Consider the following 19,280-nt stretch of genomic DNA (forward strand, 5'->3'; position numbering starts at 1 on the left):
TTTAGATATAACTCTTATTAAAATTTTTGATAATTCCATATTCGTAACTAGTTTGAGTACGATTTTTCGGATCACATACTAGTATGGTGTGGAAACTTTTATGCTTCTCAATAAATTGAGGAACTTCTTTCGTTGTAAGTACTTTAGTAGAAATATAGCTATCTTCTTGTAAATAAAGTGTTACGTAATGTTCATACATGTGTGTATGACCTCCTAAGATTTTTTGGATTGTTTATATAAAAAAAGCCTGTAGCACGAGTGTATAAATACACTGAGATACAGGCTTTTTGAATAACGCTACGTATAGGGTTTGGGGATAAAATAAAAAAACTCCTAGAATTAGTGTCTTAAAAAGACAAAAATAGATAGGAGTTTGGATTATTTCATTAGGTTAATTTTTTATCACATTTGTGTTTCTGCTCATACCAAAAAAAGGTAGGGAAACTAATGGAGCAAGACGTAATATCCTTTTGTTTTCTGCTCACCCTAAAAGAGTGGGAAAATAAGGACTTTCAAAGATTAAATAACTACAGTAAGTTTAGCACATACTTTAGCAAAAAAAAAGAGAATCCCGTTAGGAATTCTCCTTAAACGAACGTTCATTTTATTATTTCCATTAGGATGCTATTAATAAATTTTATTTTCATTAAATTTTAAAATTATAGTAAATTCTATATTATTGAATTATAATTATAATTTAATTCAATAATATAGGAGGAATAAAATGAAAAATCTATTCTCAACTCTTTTAATTACAATGTTTTTCTTTCTATTTGCAGTTGGAACTGTAAATGCAAATGGTAAAATGGCAGAACCTGATTTCGAAGAAAAACTTATGGAAGAAAGTAAAAACCAACAACAAATTTTGGGTTCAATCATGAATTTATATGAACAAGAAGGTTTATCTTTAGAACAAATTCAACAGGATGGCTACATTTATTTCAGCGAGGATGGTACTGAAATAATTATCCAACGTGATATTAATTTAAAAAATACAGAAATAGGGAAAAAAGTTGATAAGGCAGTTGCAAAGTCTCTTAACTTAAAATCTAGCGGAATTAAAGTTAAAGTAGAATATGTAGAAAAAAATTACAAAGAATTAGCTGAAATACAAGATGAACTACATAATCAATTAAATGCTTTAGGAGTAGTTGCAAATTCTTCTTTATTGATTGAAGAAGCTAAGATTGAAGTTATAACTGAAAAAATAACTGACGAACAGAAAAAGTTATTAATAAATAGGTTTGGCAAGAATATTAAATTTAAAAAAGAACATAAGAATATAACTGAATTTAGCAAAAAAAGATGGGAGAACTGGAATCAATTAGGTGCAGGTTTAGCAATAGAAGTTGGCAATAAAAATTATTGCTCTACTGCAGGAGTTGCCAAAAAGGATTCCAGGTATTTCTTAATAACAGCAGGACATTGTTATAATGGTGGTCTTGTGTATCAATATAATGCATTGGTTGGTACTTCTACACACGATTTTAGGGATGCTGGTTACGACCTCGGCTTAGTTACAATTGATTTAAACACCTATACTGGCGGGAGAACTGCAACTAATGGCTTTTATCAAAATCCTTTAAGTAGTGATGCAGCATATGATAAAAAGTTAGTTGGACAGTCATCACTGTATCCCTTAAATTCTGTTGCATGTAAAACTGGCGCTACCACAGGCTATACATGTGGTAAGGTTGCTACTGCTAGATATATAGACAAGGAATTTGGAATAGTAATAGAAGTAAAAAAAGATCCTAATCAGGGTTGGATGTCTGGTCAAGGAGATAGTGGAGGGGCAGTAATTAATAGCAATTATCAACTTATAGGTGTTGTGGTTGGTGGGTATACTGATGGCACCATTACATCACCAGTAAATTTAACAAAAGTTACTGTTAGTAATTCAGTGTTTTTCACCCCTTGGGTAGAGGCTGCTTCAAAGTACGGTCTGACTTTATATACTTCAAATACTGGATATAAAATTATTAATTAAATCCAATAAAAATCATCTATCCTCTTCAGAGATCTACAGAGGATAGATGATTTTTTTAATCAAAATTTAATACAAATAATCTAACTTTTCAATAAATAATCAATATCTATTACAAAGCTAATTTATATTTAGATTCAGATAAATATACTTAGTAATTAAATAGTAAACAATTCCGTTGTTTCCTCTTTATCGAAGTCTGCCGCTCTAACTACTCTGTCTGAAAATGATTTTATCCATCTATTTGAAACACCATTTCCAATTAAAAGTGATAAAATTTGAACTTGTTTGACCTTTTTTCTATTTAAATAATTTTGCATCCATTCTTTATTATTAAGAGTGCCTGTATCTGAGGGTTCCCCGTCAGTAACAAATATTAAGTCTGCTTTATTGAATCGTTTATACTTTTCAATAACATTCATGGCTTCAATCAGTGGAGGACCATAATGTGTACCACCACCAGCAAATTCTGTAGCCAACTCTACCAATTGATTAGGGGTAATTTTTCCCTTTTCATAAAGATATAATTTCGATACCTTTACACTAAAAGTAATAACACAAAAATCACGACGCTGTTTTTTAGCAATCATTGCAAGAGCTAATACAAATCCCTTACTTTGAGCGTCTAAAGAAGTCATACTTCCACTTTGATCTAAACACATTACTATCGGTCCTTTGCCTAACGTTTCTTTACCCTTAGGACTGTACATCATTGTCTGACCTTCGGCAAAACGACGTAAAAAATCGTTTTTTGTACCTTCTTTAGATAACAATGCTAATTCTTGAGGTAATAATCGTTCCACATCGGCCCCGAGTGTCATGCCACTTCGATCCAGTGATTCTGTATGCTTACTTTTTTGTTTTTTTCGAGCAATACTTTTGAATTTACCTGCCCATTCAGCAATATCTTTTAACTTCTTATTGCTTTTTAATGTTTCAGCCAATGAAATTTGTTCACGTAACGGTATTTTTTTCATTTCAGCATCTCCACTACCAGCACCATTTCCACCACCAAGTAAATCCTCTAAATCTTCTTTAGCATTTTTGGTCTGTTGATGGGCTTTAGCAATAGCATCTGAAAAACTAGAACCGTTTTGTTCTATTGCCTGATGCAGTTGTTCTTGAACTTGATTTTGTAAATCCGAAATATCGTTCTGTAATTGAACATTTTTTTCTTTTTGGTTTTTGGTTTCCTTTTTATCACCATGTGCTGCCTGTTCTTTCATTTTTTGATTTAATTCATTTAGTTGCTTTTGTAATTCTTCATTGGATTTTTGTTCATCTATCCACTCTGTTACTACTTCCGTCATTCGCATACTTCCAATGGCTGAACTAAAATCATCTAATTTTGTCGTAAGTCTCATTTTCGCGTATTCATCATCTTCCAATACACGTTGCATTAACTCATGATTCATTAGATTATTTGGTTTATGCTCACCTTCAGTTGATTTTAAATGAGGTTTCATTTTATACAAAGATGACCACATATCCCCCATTAATGGTAGATAGCTTACATTCTTTCTAGTTTGTTTTTCTGCAACATCATTTAATTTAGAAGAAAGACTTGTTAATTGTAAAAATCTTTCTCTATCAAACGTATCAGTGTTCATAACAGTATGATTCTCTGTATAAAGTCTTTTATATTTTGGATTACTCATTTACATCACCTGTACCAACAGCACCTAAATCTTTAATAATCATTTTGAACATAGCTAAATCAACATCTGATTCACTTAAATTAAAAAATATTTGTGCTAGATTTTCTCCAACATTCACAATTCTTTTCTTCAGATAGTCGATTTGTTGTTCATTTAAAGAAATTGTATTCCCCATTTCATCATGACCTGCAAAAAATACAGAACCATGATACATAACGGAGTCCAAAAATAGATTAGGCTGAAAATCATGAAATAAAAATTCATCATTGTACCATAAATCAATCTGATCAGTTATTTCCGTACACGCGAAACAACTACCATCAACTGCTTTTTGCATACCAGCGACTGACCCTTCTATTTCCTTAACCTCTGCTGCTAGATTTGGTGCTTTATAAAGTACTTTTAATTTTTTCATTTGTTATTCCCCTTTTCGTTTTTGTAAGATAATAAGTTTTTATAAATAGCAAGAGAATCTAAATCATCTAAAATATAGCTATTAAAGATTATTTCCATAGCGTATTCTTCGCTATGACCTCTATTTTGTAAATCCTTTGCTACCAAGCAATACAAAGCATCCTCTTTCACCAACTCTTTCATAGCAGAAAGATTAAATAGTGGTGTATCAAGTAAACCTCTCATTTCATTCATCCCTTTCATTTTTAAACTTAAATCTTCTTTTAAATAGAAAAAAGAACGACCATAAAAGTCGTTCTTTCTAAAATATTTAGATACCTAATAATGCTTCCCCGATTAATTGCTGTGCTTTAATAACTTGTGTTTTCACAATTGTTATTTCTGCTTCACGCTCAGGATACATTTTTTCCAAACTTGCTGTTTGATGTAATAATGTCTTGAATTTCGCAGTAGCCTCCATACCTAATTCTGTAGAAGGATCTTGTTTCACGACACTATACAATTCAATAGCAATCTTTTTAATATTTTCAAGTTCTACACTACAACGGTCAGTAGAATAAGATTCCACTATTTCAATCGTTTTTGCTCTCTGATCCGTAGATTCCCACAAACCATTTTTCAAAATAATTAAATCAGTTATTTTGACAGAGTTACGACCATCTAGAGCTGCTCTTGCTTTTAACAAGGACAAACTTTGACGGAAACGACGATCTGATGGACGAATTCCTTCATCTCGTAATTCAGTGCGTATTTTTACAAGCGTTCCATAGACTTCTTCAGGAATATCAACCATATCAGCCAACATTTGAAGATTTTCAATTTCTTGCATAGTCAGTGGAATAGGTTCTTGAACGTACGCCGTATCCCCTCTCAACATAGAAAGGAAATTAGCATCTTCTCCAATATACTCCAACTCAAAACGTAACAAGAAACGGTCAAATAACGCTTCTAAACCTTCTCCTTCTTCTGGATACTCATTACTTCCACCAATCACACTTTGTAGAGGTGTTTGAATTGGTTTACCGTTATTGTAAAATAAACGTTCGTTTATTAATGTCAACAGAGCATTTAAAATAGCAGAGTTTGCTTTAAAAATCTCATCTAGGAATGTTAATTGAGATTCAGGTAGTTTATTAGCTGTATTACGCTTATAAACACCCTTCTCCAACTCTTGCAAACTAACAGGGCCAAATAATTCTTCAGGCGTACTAAAACGTGTTAGCAACCATTGAAAATAGCTCATATCTGTTACTTGCTTTGAAAATTCCATAACCAATGCGGATTTTGCAGTACCAGGAGGACCAATCAACAAAGTATGTTGTCTAGCCACAAGTGCAACAAATAAAGCATCTACTATTTCTTCTCTTTCTACGAATTTTTTATTTAAATATGATTTTATGTTTTCAATTTTAGTTAACATAACTATTCCCCTTTACCATTTTTGGATTTTGACAAGCTTCGAGCATTTCAACTAATTCTTCTTTAGAAATTAAACCAAAGTCAAACAGTTTCCAAGCACGTCTATAAATTTTAAATTTTGAAGTTGTAGGTTGTTTAGTAATCATCAATCTGCCACCTTACTTAAAACAAGGTTAATAGATTGACGGATAAGATCAACGCTACTTTCTAAATCAATAACTGTATCATTTAGAAGTTCACGATAATCCTTAAATTGACCAACAATTCTACGAGCATCTTCAATAATCGTAAATACTTGTCCCTTCTGCAACTTACCTTCTTCATCATTAATTGCAGAGCGACATTGTTGAAGAACTTTATCTAAGTTTTCTTTTACATTTTCTTTGATAATATTTCTATTATTTTCATCATTCGTAAGAGCAACCATTTGGGCTGAACCTTTATCTAATGATGAAACATAATTACAAAGATTTTTTAGATTCTCAGCATATTTGAAAGGAACAAAATAAACACCACCTGAAAGTCTAACTGGTGTCGGACTTAACGAATAAAGATAACTCACCACACTAGATCTAACAACTGCCCCATTATGGGCTTTTGAAAACAAATCATAATGTTTTTGAGCTTCCTCCGCTAAATCATTCGCCATTTCATCATTTGATATAAACGTGAATTGGTCATTTTGTTTGTCAAAATACATTTTTGCACCTTCAGTATTATAATCAAGTCGCTCACCTTTTTGGTTAACTGTTTCAATTACAATATTTCTTTGTAATTTTTCTCCTTTAGAGACAACATCCCTTACAATGTAATTTTTATAAGTATCTGCATTATCTGATTCACGAGAACGTTTTGTTTCAATAGCTTTAGTAGCACGTCTGAACGCATCACTAGAACGAATTGGATTTGGAAGATATTTTTCTTCAATTCCATTTGAAACTAATAATTTCCGCAGATCTTCTCGATAATATAAATCATCACCAACACTGTACCAGGTTAAAAAACCTATACTTTCTGATTGTTCACCATTAATACTTGCGGATACTCCTTCTAAAATGCTTTGATTTTGTTGCATAAAGCAACCTCCTTTTAAATTTTTTTGGATTGGTTTTTATATATAAAAAAAGCCCGTAGCACGAGTGTATAAATACACTGAGATACAGGCTTTTTGAATAACGATACGTATAAAGTTTGGGGATAAAATAAAAAAACTCCTAGAATTAGTGTCAAAAGACAAAAATAGATAGGAGTTTGGATTATTTCATTAAGGTTTAATTTTTTATCACATTTATGTTTCTGCACATACCAAAAAAGGCAAGGGAAACTAATGGAGCAAGACGTAATATCCTTTTGTTTTCTGCTCACCTTAACGGTGGGAAAATAAGGACTTTCAAAGATTAAATAACTGCTAATAGTATATCATGAAAATAAGGCTTTTATTATTTTTTTTAAAAAATCTTTTAATCTATTTTTATGAAATGACTAACAAACTGATCTCTTGATCTCTTGTTTAGTTGTTTATACATAATGTTTATATTGTTTAATTGTTTATAATGTTTAATTGTTTATATTGTTTGCTATTATTTCAAAGCCTGTTATATCAAAGCTTTGGACCTTTAAAGTATAACAATTTTGGGAAGAAGTATAACGTTTTTGGGAAGAAGTATAACGTATTTGGTGTTAATTATAACTTTTTTGGTAAATTTTATAACATTTTTGGTGTTAATTATACCGATTTTGGGATGTATGTATAACGATTTTGGTAAATAATATAACGAAATTGGTGTGAAGTATAACGGATTTGGTCAATGTGCATGAAATATAACAGATTTGGTTAATGTGCTTGAAGTATAACAGATTTGGTTAATGTGCATGAAGTATAACAGATTTGGTTAATGTGCATGAAATATAACGGATTTGGTCAATGTGCATGAAGTATAACAGATTTGGTTAATGTGCATGAAATATAACGGATTTGGTCAATGTGCATGAAGTATAACAGATTTGGTCAATGTGTATGAAATATAACAGATTTGGTTAATGTGCATGAAATATAACAGATTTGGTTAGTATATTATCAAAAAAATGGTAAAAAACACTGATGAATCGTAATTTTAATGGATATTAAGCATTCTAGATGAATGAAATATAACAAGTGGTAACAGATTTTATAAAACAAAGTATAACATATCCTTTAGTATGTGTTATAATTCGAAATATACCAATTAGGCGGTGAATTTTTTTGGATGTTCCATTTGATTTTCTAGTTAGCAAAGATAACACAGTAACAAAATCGAATTTATTAATTGAGGCTGCCTATAAATTGAGTGCCTCTGAATTTAAAATAATTCAAACTGTGTTTTCAAATATTCAACCTGGTGATATTTCATTTCATACATATTCTTTCCCAGTTAAGCAATTTTTAGACCTACTAGATTTAAAGGGTAATTCTGGTTACTCAGCACTTAAAAAAATGACGGAAGAACTTTATAAAAAACCGATAACTTTTACTACAGACAATGTTACTACTCAAATAACATGGTTCTCAAAAGTTCAGTATAATGAAAATAAAGGTACAATTACATTAAAAGTAGATGAATTTTGGGAACAGTATTTATTATCATTAAGTAACAATTTCACTTCATATAAACTTTTTAACATAACTAATCTAAGAAGTATATATTCTCTTAGATTATACGAACTACTTAAATCACGAGTTTCTTTAAATTCGGTAAGGATTATATCAATTGAAGATTTAAAGGCTAAGATGGGAATTGATCCTGAACAATATCCTAAATATGCAAACTTCAAACAGAGAGTGATCTTACAGGCTCAGAAAGAACTAAAAGCTGAATCAGATATATACTTTGAGTTCACAGAAATAAAAAAAGGTAGAGCTGTTAATAAGATCGAATTTCATATTTATCGTAACCAAAATAAAAGTCCTGTTGAACCATTAATTTTAGAGACAGTTTTAAAAGAACAAGAGTATCTTATGGAATTTAATTTAAATCCAAAAGTTATTAATAATATTATAGAAAAATACTCAGTAGAACAAATAACTCGTAATGTTATTTATACTAAGGAACAAATAGCTTTAGGTAGGGTAGATTCTCCTCCTGCTTACATTCTAAAAGCAATTGAAAAAGACTTTGCAATCTCAACTAGTGAGAACCCTAAAAAGAAAGACATGCAGGAAGAATTTCTAGAAAGATTACAAGAAAAAAATGAGAATGTAATGAAAGAGAATTATGATAGATTACCTGAAGAAATTGAAAAACATTTATTACAAGTTAAGGAATTAAAGGAATCGTTAGGAAAGGATGAAAGTGGAATTAAACATGAGATTTATGAACAAATTATGAGTTATCAATTGTTTCAAGAAAGTACATATGACAAGTTGGTAAGTCCGAAAAATTTTAAAGATAAATATCTACAAGATATTTGCAAAGAAGTATTAAGTAATATTTACTCCTATAGTTAAGTTCAAAAACACCACAATCTATGAAGATTGTGGTGTTTGTTTTGGGATAAACAAAAACTTTCTACCATACAATTGTTTCCTCGTAAGATTTGATTTCTTCTTCCATAATTTCAATCATTTTATACTCTTCTAAGGCCAAGAGCATGTTTTTCCCTTTCGATATCCATACTTCCCCTGACATATCTATTGTGTTCAAACAAATTCCCCTTCGAACATAACAAATAGCAAGCCGGAGGTAGTCGCGATGTTTTTTACTAAGTTTAATTATTTGAGTAGTTTCATTTAATGCTTCTGTAAATTTTTTCTCTTTCATTAAAAGTAGCATGATATTAACGGAAATATTGATTTTAATTCGTTCTATATTCTTGAAGTCTCTATAACGATCTATACTTCTAAAAGCAAAATCTTTAATTTCTAATGCTGTTTCAAGAGGAAATAGAAATAATATTGAGTTTATAAAATATATATCTATGATGTAGAAATGATTTCTTTTAGATAAACTTTCCCAAACGACCTGTAACGGAATACGTGCTTGTTGAATTTTTCCAGTTTCGCTTAATAATATTAGAGATTTACATATTTTAGAAATATTTTCTAAAAGAATATCATCATGCACTTTCAAATATTCTGTTAGCTCAGCCAAGAGCTGATCCAAGTTCTGTTTATTATTATAAGACATATCAAAAAGTCTATTTATTAACTGATCTCGGACATTATACTCATAACCATTATGAATAAATTCAAACTCTTCGAGTGATATTTCTAATTTAGCTAATAAGTCTCTGAACGTATTTATACGAATACCAGTGCTTAAATTTTCAAATTTTGAATATGCCCCTTGTGTCAATGAACCGTCTGAAACATATCCCTGTGAATATCCCTTATTTTGACGAATTATGCTAATTGTATGTCCTATCTCTTTCATCATTTTAATTCCCCCATTATAAGATATATTCTTTTTGGAATATTATGAATTATATAGATAATTATACATTAAAATCTATATAAGGAGGTGAAAATAGTCATGGAATTAGTGATTTCTATACTAGAGCTATGGTTAGTAGGTACTGGAAGGTAATTACAATAACTTTACTTGTTCTTAGTGAATAATGTTTTTTAATTTATATTAATCCCTGGAGTTATGTTCAATAGTTTTAAAACTCGATAGGAGAGCATTCTTCTAGAAGAATTAAAGAATGCTTGTTAATTTTAGGAAAAAACAATAAAACAATCGGAGGTTTTGAGATGAATATGAAAAAAATACTAATACCATTCTTATCCTTAGTGTTAACAGTCAGTGTTGTTACTTTACCGGTTTATGCTAGTAAAGGTGAAAGTGTTGTACCCCTCGATGAAGCGCTAACACAAGAACAATTCAGTTATTCTTATGAAGGAATAAACTTTAGTGGAAGTACACCTTTGACGGAAGAAGAATTAAAAAATTTATATGATGGTGTCGTGAATGTATCACCAACAGAACAAACTATCGGAACATTTGCGGAAGATAATGGGGATACTACAGTAACAGTAGTTCCACCAGCTTATCAAACTTTCAACCACACCTATGTAGCAGCAACCGCCTCTTTCTTTCTTGGTTATTACGTACAGAAGGTTGCAGGAATTAAAAACGGAGAAAAGTTTCGTCTATGGGCAAATGCAATGTTATCAACTTGGGTAGCAACTCATATAGGAAGTCATTATTCTGGAAGCTGGATTACTAGCTCTTGGAGTAACTATCAACAAAAACGTATCTACCATGCAACATTAGTTCATTTTGCTAAATCAAACTATACTCAGGCAACAGATGTAGAATATTATGATGTATCTCAATGGTATTATCAGTAAGAACATGAATAACGTTGTTCAAAATAATGAACTAAAAAAGCTGTTTTCCTATATTAATCTCTCTTTATTAATTCTTATCTTTAATGTAACGTTCAGAGCAACTGAAAGTTTTCTTTACTTTTTCATACTATCAATTCTTGCCACTCTTATCATTGATAGACTTATCAAAAGCAACTTTTTTAGAAATGGTGTAATAAAAATATATGAAAAGCAAAGTATTGCCTTTATATATACCACATACACAATTATCTATTTCATGATTTTTTTCTCCTTGCTAAGTTTAGTTTAAAAAGGATATTTTAAGAGATATTTTTTTGTAAAATGAGCAATTTTATAATTAAATTGTTTATAGCCACTACCAGTCTTGGTAGTGGCTACTCGTAATACTGTAATAGGCCATCTTACTTGAAGAAGGGGTTAACCATTACAGAAATCTCTACCCATAATACTAAGAGAATATATTACTCGTGATTTAAAGAATTCAACCATCCTATTTCTTCCTCTGACGGATAGCAAATTTAGCACCTAAATAGGCAATTATTAAAAAAAATATATTTTTAATACTATAGTCACCTGTAATAATCCCCAATATACACCATGAAACAATTAAACCTAAAAGAAACCAAAAGATAGATTTCAAAATATTCCCCCCCCGTTTGAGTGTACATTTTTTTACTTGTTCTTCTTAAATTAAATTGTAACTTATATAAAGCTACATTTTAACCATTAGATTCAACAAATTGTTTAATTGCTTTCTCTATTATTTCACTAGTGTGCTGCTGCTCCTGGTCTGCAATCTTTTGTACATCATTTAGCAAAGATATTGGTAATTCCAAAGAGGTTTTACGATAGCCACTTATAAAATGCCATTCATCCTCATGGAATATAACTTCTCCAGCTCCCCCATTCTTTAAAAATGAATCTAGTAAATCTATAGGGAATTTTTCATTAAGTGGTTCGATAATCTGCATTAACCCACTCTTAACTGATAAAGCGATATGCCCTTCATGTTCTCTTAATCGAATATTCTCTATCCCTCGATTTGCATAGACAAAATCTAGAAATAAAAATGTATACTCATAGTCCTTCGGTAAAATGAAATCAGTATATCCCTTCCCTTTTAGCTTTATTAATGGTCTATGAATATTGTAATCTGCAACATATCCATATTCATTAATACCTTTTTTATATGGAATCCATGAAAGAGAGGCTGAATAAAATCCCCACTCACCTATGTTATTACGCTTTAGACGAATTCCTGATTGATCCTTAGATGAGAAACGTTGAAATATGGCTATATCTAAATTTGAATCGTAGAATTCTGAACGGATTCCTCTTGCTGAAGCCGTCCTAGTTAATTCTCTTTCAATCCATCGTGCAGTATCTTCAGGTATATCATATATAAAACGTTCATCACCATGCGGAATTTTATTTACTACTAAGTCGTGCTCTTTTATTAATGAGTAGATTTTTTGATCAGATACGCCTAATTTTTTTCGGAGTTGTGGAATTGAGTAACCTACAGTCTCTATTTTCCTTTTTTCTTCAGCCAATTTATCTACTTCTTCTTTGTAATAATGAGCCTCTCTCATAATTTTATGTGGATCAGGAACTTTTCTTATCTTGTTTTGTTTGGAATAATGATAGACAGTAACTTTGGAGATACCCAAAAGATCTGCTACTTCTTGTCTTGAATATTTTTCTATAGGCGTTTCATCAATGAATTCCAAGTATTATTTCACTCCTCTTTTATCTAAATCTTTATCAGCACATACTTTACAACAGCCACCAAAATTAAAGTAAGTATCAAAATCTATCACTTTTCCACAGTAATCACAGTTTTCCACTTAATTTTCACTCCTCATATCCTCACAACTACAACTTAAATAGTTCTTGAAATCCTTGTCTATGTATCCAGTCTTTCACAACATCTTTCCATAACGCTTCAGCACAATTTACGCTACAAGCTTTCTCTCGTTCGAGTTCATGAGAAAAATGGTTTAATGCATAATAACCCTCAACTAATTTACTAGAAATTTTATGGCTACACCATCCGCAAGTACCGTACCATGCCCTTTTTCTAAAGCCAAATTCAATATAATTATAGTTAGGTTCGGGTACAAGGTATAAGCCGTTTTCATCTTGTTCCAGGTATATATCATAAAGTTCTCGTATTTTAATTAAGGACGCTTCTAAATTGTTTTTTCTAATATGGTTATCTATACTGTCCAACTCATAGAAACTTTTCGTTTTTTCAATTAAATCCTGTACCTCTTGCAAGGAAAGTATGTTGCCAAGATTATCAACAAAAGCATTATGCGGAGTTGTAACACCGTCCTTAATAGTGTGCACAATAGGTGATACAGTGTAAGTTTTCCTTGCTCTGAATAAAGTGCGTTCCTGCAATTTAAACCCTCCTATATTAATACTCGGTATCAAATAAAATCCATTCTTGTAACTTAGATAACTCAATTAGTCTAATTTGATTTTGCGGTGTCTGATGTTCTTCTAACCACTCTATACGACCATTTATTTTATCTTCAATATCTTGTAGTTCTTTAATGACTATTCATCCTTTCTTATATGCCAATAGTTGGCGGCACTCGCTATTCTCTTTATATTGTCAAATCTTTATGGTACATAAAGGCATTTGTATCTCTATAAGCAACTTCATATTGGAGAGTTGGTTTATGAATAACTTTCGTTACTATCCCCTCTTTTTTCAAAAAATCCAACAGATAATTATAATTCAACACATCATTTTCATCTAAACTGTTGGGATCTACTCGTACAGTATCGCCAATCTCATAAGGCACAAGTTCATGTTCTATGTAAGGACTATCTTCTATTATAGGTAGAGGTGTTATTTTTTCTTCATTTAAGTTCTCGATTGATAGTTCTTCTGCTACTGGTATCATTACCACCATATCAGAAGAACTATCAAAAATGGTTAGCTGCTCTAATTCTTCCATAGTGCGTATCCTCCCACCATTCAAGGTTTAATTCGCTATATTGTCATTTGCGTCGGTATTTCTACGTACTACAACATAACAATCAATCCTCAACCTCATTTATTATCACATCACACTTGTGAATTAGTTTATCAATGTTGTAATGATTAAAATAAAAATAATCATCGTGGTCAAAATCCTTATTAGATTTGAAATACCTTGTAAACCCTTGTGGATAGGGAACTGATATATAATCCCAAGCCTTCATACTAAAGTGGTTGATTACTCTATGCCCAATAATTAAATAATTATTGAGTTCTTCATCCATATTCTCAACTTTTACAATTGAACCAACAGGGAATAGAAATTCGTCCATTTACTAAAAACCTCCTCGCTACGCATAGATTTAATCAATTTCCTTCTTATTGTTAATTAGTAATAAAATTTCCCCTTATCTTTAATTCATTATAAAAACAATTATATTATGCTTATTTTTATTTTATTTTAAATTAACATAATATGTTAAACCTTCTATTAATATTATAAACTACTATTAATGCATATTCAATTTTAATTAACTATAAAATATATTATATATAATTCATTATTAAAATAAAGTATAACAAATGGTGTATTTGTTTTACTAGATTAGTAGTTAGTGATTAAATGAGAATATTTTATGATATAATTATTAATATAAATAGTTATAATATAATATTTTTATATTTATTACATATAGTTTCATATTACAAAGGAGTTGTTATTATGACCTCTGAAATTACCTTAAATAATAATTCTGCACAATTACAAAATTGGCATGAAGAATTATTTAAGAAAGAAAAAATCCCTTTTTTACAAAACCAACTAGATTTAGCCGAAAAATATAATAAACAAAAATTTAGTGACTTTTCGGATACAGATATGCTTATTTGGTTTTTACACGAAAGGAAACATTTAATAAAAGAACATAACAGGGCTGAACGAACTGTAAAAGAGTATGAACGAGAGTTATCTTTATTTATTACCAATATATTGACCTATCATACTGAAATTGATATTGATATTGACCATATAGTAGAGGCTTCTCTTTTTAAATCATTAGATTCTCGTCATTTAAGGCGTTACCAAGAATGGCTAACCACCAGTAGCCCTTACGTATTAAAGAAAGGTAGCTACTCCATTGCTACCCTAGAAAGAAAAACTTCTATTATAAAGTCGTTTTTTATCTTCTTATTCAAGAAAAAGTATATTGAGGAACCAATTTATGAGGATTTAAAGATAATAAATACTCGAAAAAGAGAACGTCCGAATAGAGATCTAGGAGCAATGGAAATTGTTACGTTACTCAATGGTTTTCGGGATATAAAACACCCTGTCATGTTTACTATTGTTCATGTATTAACAACGACTGGACTAAGAAACGAAGAATTTTGTAACCTAAAGATTGCTTCCTTACAAGAGGACATTATCTCAGGGGGCTATTACTTAGATGTTGTAGGAAAAGGTAATAAAAAAAGGCAGATTCCATTAAAAAGTAAAGTAGTAGATACAATCAAAATGTTTCGTGCTGCAAGAGGACTTCTTTCTATTGAAAAGGCTGATTTAAACGAGCCTTTATTTACCACAAATAAAGGTACTGCTTTCAAACCGACTTATTTATCGAAGTATGTTACAACGGAGATAAATTCTTTATATATTTCTTTGGGGAAAGAACCTGATAAAATCAAGAAAATTACTCCCCATTATTTCAGACACGCTTTTGCTATCATTTCTCAAAAAAGCGGAATAAGTGTTTATACCATTATGTTATCTTTGGGGCATGAACGATTAGAAACGACGGAGATTTACTTAGAGAAGGTTCTTGCGAAGGAAAACCATGCAATTCATAGATGGAATTCTGATTTACTAGGAGATTATATATAAACTAATAAACAACAAAAAAGACAGTATAAATTTTACTGTCTTTTAGCTTTTATGATATTTGTTGTACTAAGATAGGTTGAACAAAAATCTGATGAACTTTTTTATATTTTAACTTCAGCAATCAATATAGCATGATCTGGATATGGGGGATTCACACTATCATACTTATTTTTCCCTTTTTCATCTTTTCCTAAATATATATTGAAATCTCTTCCCCATTTGTATACTTGCTTGTCTTTTTCTGTAAAATCCCTATTATAATCTTTTAAAAAAATCTTATCATCGTCAATTCCCTTTATGAGAAAGTGGTCTGATGCAAATTCATAATCTGAATTGCTGTTAAATGGATTTTCCGAAAAAATACTTGAACCTCTAGGAGTATATCTTTTAAACTTGTCACTTAGAATTTCGTCTAATTTTTCAAGATGCCAGCCTTCAGGTGCATTAAATCCTCGTCTATTATTATTAAAATCACCGCCAATAATAACGACTTTTTCATCTCGTACACTATCCATAACAAGCATCATCTCTTCTAATTTTTCGTCATGACTTGCACTAGCATGGATTCTCATACCAACGACTAAAAATTCTTTATTATCTTTTGTTTTACATTTAACCTCTAGATGATCCGCAACGTTATGATTAACTGATAAAAACGATTTTGAATATATAACCTCTAAATTTTCTTTTTTTATGGCAATCGCTACATCATTATTACCACCTTGAAAATTATTACTAGTTAAGAAATAGTACGCATCGCCAAAGGATTTCTTTTTAATTTCTCCCCAATTATTCCCTTGAAAAAATTCTGTAAGAATTACTATATCTGCTTGGCGTTGCTTAATTACATCTGCTATCCACTCGGGCATATCTTTTTTAGAATAATTTAAACGTTGATTAATATTCCACTCAATTATCTTCATAGCAACCACAGCCCTCATAGGTTTCTTCCAATATACCTTATTTAATCCATAATTGTCACATCTACAATTTCATTCAAGTTCAGTAAAAATAAATAAAATGGATCTTCTAGTTCTAATGTTCTTCTAGTGAGATCTATACTTTCGATGATTCCACGATTATAAAAAAACTCACCATCACGCCACATTTTTATTTTAGTATCCGATTTTTGCACGCTTGCACGCTGTAAGCAATCATGGATAGCTTCTAAATCCCACTCATTTAAATCAGGTCGAGGTTCCCTTTTTACTTCAGCCCCATACTCCCGCAGCATCTTCACATGTTCTGTCAGCATCATAGAAGTTTTCCATTTCACATTTCTTCTTACATCAATTCCATATTTGGATTTCTCCATATTTATATGACTATTTGGCATCATATAACTTCACGCACCTTGTGGACGACAGGAACAAGTGAGAGAACATTTTCTATAACGAAGGTACGTTTAGCATTTCGATTGAAGCAAAATGCTTGGGATGTATCACCTTGAATCTTTAGGACTTTTACTCGCCTTTTGCTTATATTCCCTTTGGAATCTAAATACATTAGCTCAACCAACTGTTTACGCTCCATACATCTCATTAAATATAAACGCACGTTTGTACCCTCCTTTTCCTTTCATTATACGAACGTTTGTTTCATTTTACAACCGGTAAATTTTTCTGTATTTCATCTCCCTTTGGTTATGTATTGTAATTTTTCAAGTTGGAAACAATATATTTGAGGTGAAATAGTAATGAAAATAGTAAAGCCAATGCTATTAGAGTATAAGGAAAAAGCAACATCAGAAGAAGGCTGGATCTACGAACCTAAGCGAGATGGAATAAGGCTATTAGTAGGGAATAACTACTCTTATACAAGACATGGTACGATTACAACAAATCGTTTTCCTGAACTACTTTTTTCAGGTACCGAAGCCTTACTTGATGGAGAACTAATTGCACCTGGAACTGTAGTACCCGATGATTTCGAACGAGTAATGTCTCGTTTCAGTGGAAATAAGGAACAGGAAGTAACTTTCATTGCATTTGATATTATTACATATAAAAATGAAACAATTACAAGACTTCCACTTGAAGAAAGAAAAGGAATTCTTACTGAAGTAGTGTCAAATATAGATTCACCTTTTATTGAATTAATGCCATACATATACACTGAAGGTGAAGCTGTCTTTAATTTAATGAAAGAAAGTAAAATGGAGGGCATTGTGGCTAAACGTCTAGGAACTCCCTATCTTACAGGCAGACGTTCAGACAATTGGAGAAAAACTATTGCTTGGAGTTATACGGAATGTACAATTTCAAAAGTCACATTTGGACCATTAACAGTGCAATTAAAAAGTTTGGATGGAATTTATTTAGGAAGTGTTAAAATCGGATTTACTAAGGAAATTAAGGAAAAGATACTTTCAACAACACCACCATTTCATTGTAAAGTGAAAGCGAGAGGATGGACTAATTCAGGGAAGTTGCGTTTGCCTCAGATTGTCTCTATTTTAGATAAAGTTTGATTATTAGCCAAAAAAATTAACCCATGCTAGATAGGAGTAAGGCTATTTAATTTGTTTTAGTTGGCCATCTTACATTTAGTTTTAGCCAGGTTATAGACAAACCAATTCCTGTAATGAATATATCCCAACTTCGCATATACTTGTTAAAAACAAAAGGGTGAATTGCATGAATGTTAAAGTTCGAAAAGATAGCTGGACTACTGAGGAAGATAATCTACTAAAAGAGATAATTTTAAAGAAGAATGAACAAGGATTAACGCAAATTTCAGGATTTGAAGAAGCCAGTATCTTGTTAGGACGCTCCAAGCAGGCGTGTGCATTTAGATGGAATAAAACCCTTCGTCCATTCCTTATCAAGCGAGAAACAGTGCCGAAAGATACAACAATTCCAAATCATATGCAGTTGGCAATAGAGAGTTATAGTGAGATGAAGCAATCGTTTGAACATATCACACAAGAATACAATTTATTAAAAAGGGACTACGAGCAATTAGTGAATTGGGTTAGGCAAGGAATCAAGCATATAGAATAATTTCACTCAAAATTAAAAACTTACTCTCTTTAATTAAAAGTAGAGAGTAAGTGAAGTGAACCAAATAAATTAACTAAAGAAATATAAGCAAATAAAGATCAGTGGTACCAGTAAATAAGCAGTTATATTGAGTGCAATCCAAAATTTATACCAGAAAGCGGCTTTCCGAAGTTTTGAGTTAGTTAAATAAGTTGCTGCATAACGAAAAGCATCCCACTCTGTTGGATAAAAAACGTATATTGTTTTATAAAGAAACATTAACCATTTTCCACGTTTCATCCATCTGTTTTTATCTTGATATTGTCTAGCATGGCGTAATTCATGTGCTAAAGTACCAATTTCCCCATTAAAAATAAGAACGACCCCTGTATTATAATATTTTGGGGGTAGCTCCTCATAATGGAAATAGCCACCTCTCATTTGTTTATCTGATTTTTTATGATAACCAGGAAGATTCTCTCTAGCAAAAGTAAAAGCTTCATCACCGTAAAGTACAACGGGAACATACTTAAATTGCAATTTTTTAATGATTTCACTTTTATGTAAATCCAGTAATTCCCTATCTAATATTGGTAATTTCTTTTTGAATAACAAGCC

At 31.1% G+C, this 19,280-nt stretch carries 22 protein-coding genes; 6 read left to right on the forward strand and 16 right to left on the reverse strand.

The features are described 5' to 3' along the window. Position 1: 1 nt before the first annotated feature. Entirely contained in the window at positions 2-199 is a 198-nt protein-coding gene (locus MHI47_RS19880) for a hypothetical protein (protein WP_340832211.1), read from the reverse strand. Positions 200-724: 525 nt separating this feature from the next. Between MHI47_RS19880 and MHI47_RS19885 the strand changes: the two genes are divergently transcribed. After that, positions 725-1,990 (forward strand): S1 family peptidase, encoded by a 1,266-nt coding sequence (locus MHI47_RS19885; RefSeq protein WP_340832213.1) that lies wholly within the window; start codon positions 725-727, stop codon positions 1,988-1,990. A 155-nt stretch (positions 1,991-2,145) separates the two neighbouring features. Here MHI47_RS19885 and MHI47_RS19890 read toward each other — a convergent pair whose 3' ends face one another. The 6 genes from MHI47_RS19890 to MHI47_RS19915 all read right to left on the reverse strand — a co-directional run bounded on the left by MHI47_RS19890 (position 2,146) and on the right by MHI47_RS19915 (position 6,553). Beyond that, positions 2,146-3,645: a vWA domain-containing protein gene (locus MHI47_RS19890; RefSeq protein ID WP_340832215.1), complete on the reverse strand. Its 1,500-nt coding sequence runs from the start codon at positions 3,643-3,645 to the stop codon at positions 2,146-2,148. Further along, the gene (locus MHI47_RS19895; protein WP_340832217.1) at positions 3,638-4,060 is read right to left on the reverse strand and encodes a DUF3846 domain-containing protein; all 423 of its coding nucleotides are present in this window, start codon (positions 4,058-4,060) and stop codon (positions 3,638-3,640) included. Before MHI47_RS19895 ends, MHI47_RS19890 begins: the two co-directional genes overlap by 8 nt. After that, positions 4,057-4,284 (reverse strand): hypothetical protein, encoded by a 228-nt coding sequence (locus tag MHI47_RS19900; protein ID WP_340832219.1) that lies wholly within the window; start codon positions 4,282-4,284, stop codon positions 4,057-4,059. The genes MHI47_RS19895 and MHI47_RS19900 overlap by 4 nt, the downstream gene beginning before the upstream one ends. Before the next feature lie 85 nt (positions 4,285-4,369). After that, entirely contained in the window at positions 4,370-5,479 is a 1,110-nt protein-coding gene (locus tag MHI47_RS19905; RefSeq protein WP_340832220.1) for an AAA family ATPase, read from the reverse strand. Beyond that, positions 5,469-5,624: a hypothetical protein gene (locus MHI47_RS19910; protein WP_340832221.1), complete on the reverse strand. Its 156-nt coding sequence runs from the start codon at positions 5,622-5,624 to the stop codon at positions 5,469-5,471. Before MHI47_RS19910 ends, MHI47_RS19905 begins: the two co-directional genes overlap by 11 nt. Further along, positions 5,624-6,553: a DUF6744 family protein gene (locus MHI47_RS19915; RefSeq protein ID WP_340832224.1), complete on the reverse strand. Its 930-nt coding sequence runs from the start codon at positions 6,551-6,553 to the stop codon at positions 5,624-5,626. Before MHI47_RS19915 ends, MHI47_RS19910 begins: the two co-directional genes overlap by 1 nt. 1,167 nt (positions 6,554-7,720) lie before the next feature. Here MHI47_RS19915 and MHI47_RS19920 point away from each other — a divergent pair. Then, positions 7,721-8,962, forward strand: a complete 1,242-nt coding sequence (locus MHI47_RS19920) for a replication initiation protein (RefSeq protein ID WP_340832225.1) — start codon at positions 7,721-7,723, stop codon at positions 8,960-8,962. 61 nt (positions 8,963-9,023) lie between these two features. Here the strand turns inward: MHI47_RS19920 and MHI47_RS19925 are convergent, their stop codons facing one another. After that, positions 9,024-9,890: a helix-turn-helix domain-containing protein gene (locus MHI47_RS19925; protein ID WP_340832227.1), complete on the reverse strand. Its 867-nt coding sequence runs from the start codon at positions 9,888-9,890 to the stop codon at positions 9,024-9,026. Positions 9,891-10,207: 317 nt separating this feature from the next. On the opposite strand from MHI47_RS19925, the gene MHI47_RS19930 reads away from it, so the two are divergent. After that, positions 10,208-10,807, forward strand: coding sequence for a hypothetical protein (locus MHI47_RS19930; RefSeq protein WP_340832229.1), 600 nt, complete (start codon positions 10,208-10,210; stop codon positions 10,805-10,807). Positions 10,808-11,297: 490 nt separating this feature from the next. Here MHI47_RS19930 and MHI47_RS19935 read toward each other — a convergent pair whose 3' ends face one another. The 5 genes from MHI47_RS19935 to MHI47_RS19955 all read right to left on the reverse strand — a co-directional run bounded on the left by MHI47_RS19935 (position 11,298) and on the right by MHI47_RS19955 (position 14,134). After that, the gene (locus tag MHI47_RS19935; RefSeq protein ID WP_340832231.1) at positions 11,298-11,447 is read right to left on the reverse strand and encodes a hypothetical protein; all 150 of its coding nucleotides are present in this window, start codon (positions 11,445-11,447) and stop codon (positions 11,298-11,300) included. 79 nt (positions 11,448-11,526) lie between these two features. Further along, positions 11,527-12,537 carry a helix-turn-helix domain-containing protein gene (locus tag MHI47_RS19940; protein ID WP_340832233.1) on the reverse strand — a complete coding sequence of 337 codons (1,011 nt, stop codon included), beginning with the start codon at positions 12,535-12,537 and terminating at the stop codon, positions 11,527-11,529. Positions 12,538-12,682: 145 nt separating this feature from the next. Then, the gene (locus MHI47_RS19945) at positions 12,683-13,213 is read right to left on the reverse strand and encodes a hypothetical protein (protein WP_340832235.1); all 531 of its coding nucleotides are present in this window, start codon (positions 13,211-13,213) and stop codon (positions 12,683-12,685) included. A gap of 209 nt (positions 13,214-13,422) precedes the next feature. Further along, the gene (locus tag MHI47_RS19950; RefSeq protein ID WP_340832236.1) at positions 13,423-13,779 is read right to left on the reverse strand and encodes a hypothetical protein; all 357 of its coding nucleotides are present in this window, start codon (positions 13,777-13,779) and stop codon (positions 13,423-13,425) included. Between the two features lie 82 nt (positions 13,780-13,861). Continuing rightward, the gene (locus MHI47_RS19955) at positions 13,862-14,134 is read right to left on the reverse strand and encodes a DUF4176 domain-containing protein (protein WP_340832237.1); all 273 of its coding nucleotides are present in this window, start codon (positions 14,132-14,134) and stop codon (positions 13,862-13,864) included. Positions 14,135-14,523: 389 nt separating this feature from the next. Here MHI47_RS19955 and MHI47_RS19960 point away from each other — a divergent pair, with 389 nt between their 5' ends. Then, positions 14,524-15,681 (forward strand): tyrosine-type recombinase/integrase, encoded by a 1,158-nt coding sequence (locus MHI47_RS19960; RefSeq protein WP_340832240.1) that lies wholly within the window; start codon positions 14,524-14,526, stop codon positions 15,679-15,681. A 101-nt stretch (positions 15,682-15,782) separates the two neighbouring features. Here the strand turns inward: MHI47_RS19960 and MHI47_RS19965 are convergent, their stop codons facing one another. Next, entirely contained in the window at positions 15,783-16,604 is an 822-nt protein-coding gene (locus tag MHI47_RS19965) for an endonuclease/exonuclease/phosphatase family protein (RefSeq protein WP_340832241.1), read from the reverse strand. A 41-nt stretch (positions 16,605-16,645) separates the two neighbouring features. Further along, complete coding sequence (locus tag MHI47_RS19970) at positions 16,646-17,020, reverse strand: YolD-like family protein (protein ID WP_340832242.1); 375 nt, start codon at positions 17,018-17,020, stop codon at positions 16,646-16,648. 357 nt (positions 17,021-17,377) lie between these two features. Here MHI47_RS19970 and MHI47_RS19975 point away from each other — a divergent pair, with 357 nt between their 5' ends. Next, a complete protein-coding gene (locus MHI47_RS19975) occupies positions 17,378-18,151 on the forward strand; it encodes an ATP-dependent DNA ligase (RefSeq protein ID WP_340832244.1) in 774 nt (257 codons plus the stop codon). A gap of 166 nt (positions 18,152-18,317) precedes the next feature. Next, positions 18,318-18,683 (forward strand): transcriptional regulator, encoded by a 366-nt coding sequence (locus MHI47_RS19980; RefSeq protein WP_340832245.1) that lies wholly within the window; start codon positions 18,318-18,320, stop codon positions 18,681-18,683. 69 nt (positions 18,684-18,752) lie between these two features. Here the strand turns inward: MHI47_RS19980 and MHI47_RS19985 are convergent, their stop codons facing one another. Continuing rightward, entirely contained in the window at positions 18,753-19,277 is a 525-nt protein-coding gene (locus MHI47_RS19985; RefSeq protein ID WP_340832247.1) for a hypothetical protein, read from the reverse strand. Positions 19,278-19,280 lie beyond the last annotated feature (3 nt).

The organism is Psychrobacillus sp. FSL H8-0487 (assembly GCF_038008385.1).
GTDB classification, from domain to species: domain Bacteria; phylum Bacillota; class Bacilli; order Bacillales_A; family Planococcaceae; genus Psychrobacillus; species Psychrobacillus psychrotolerans.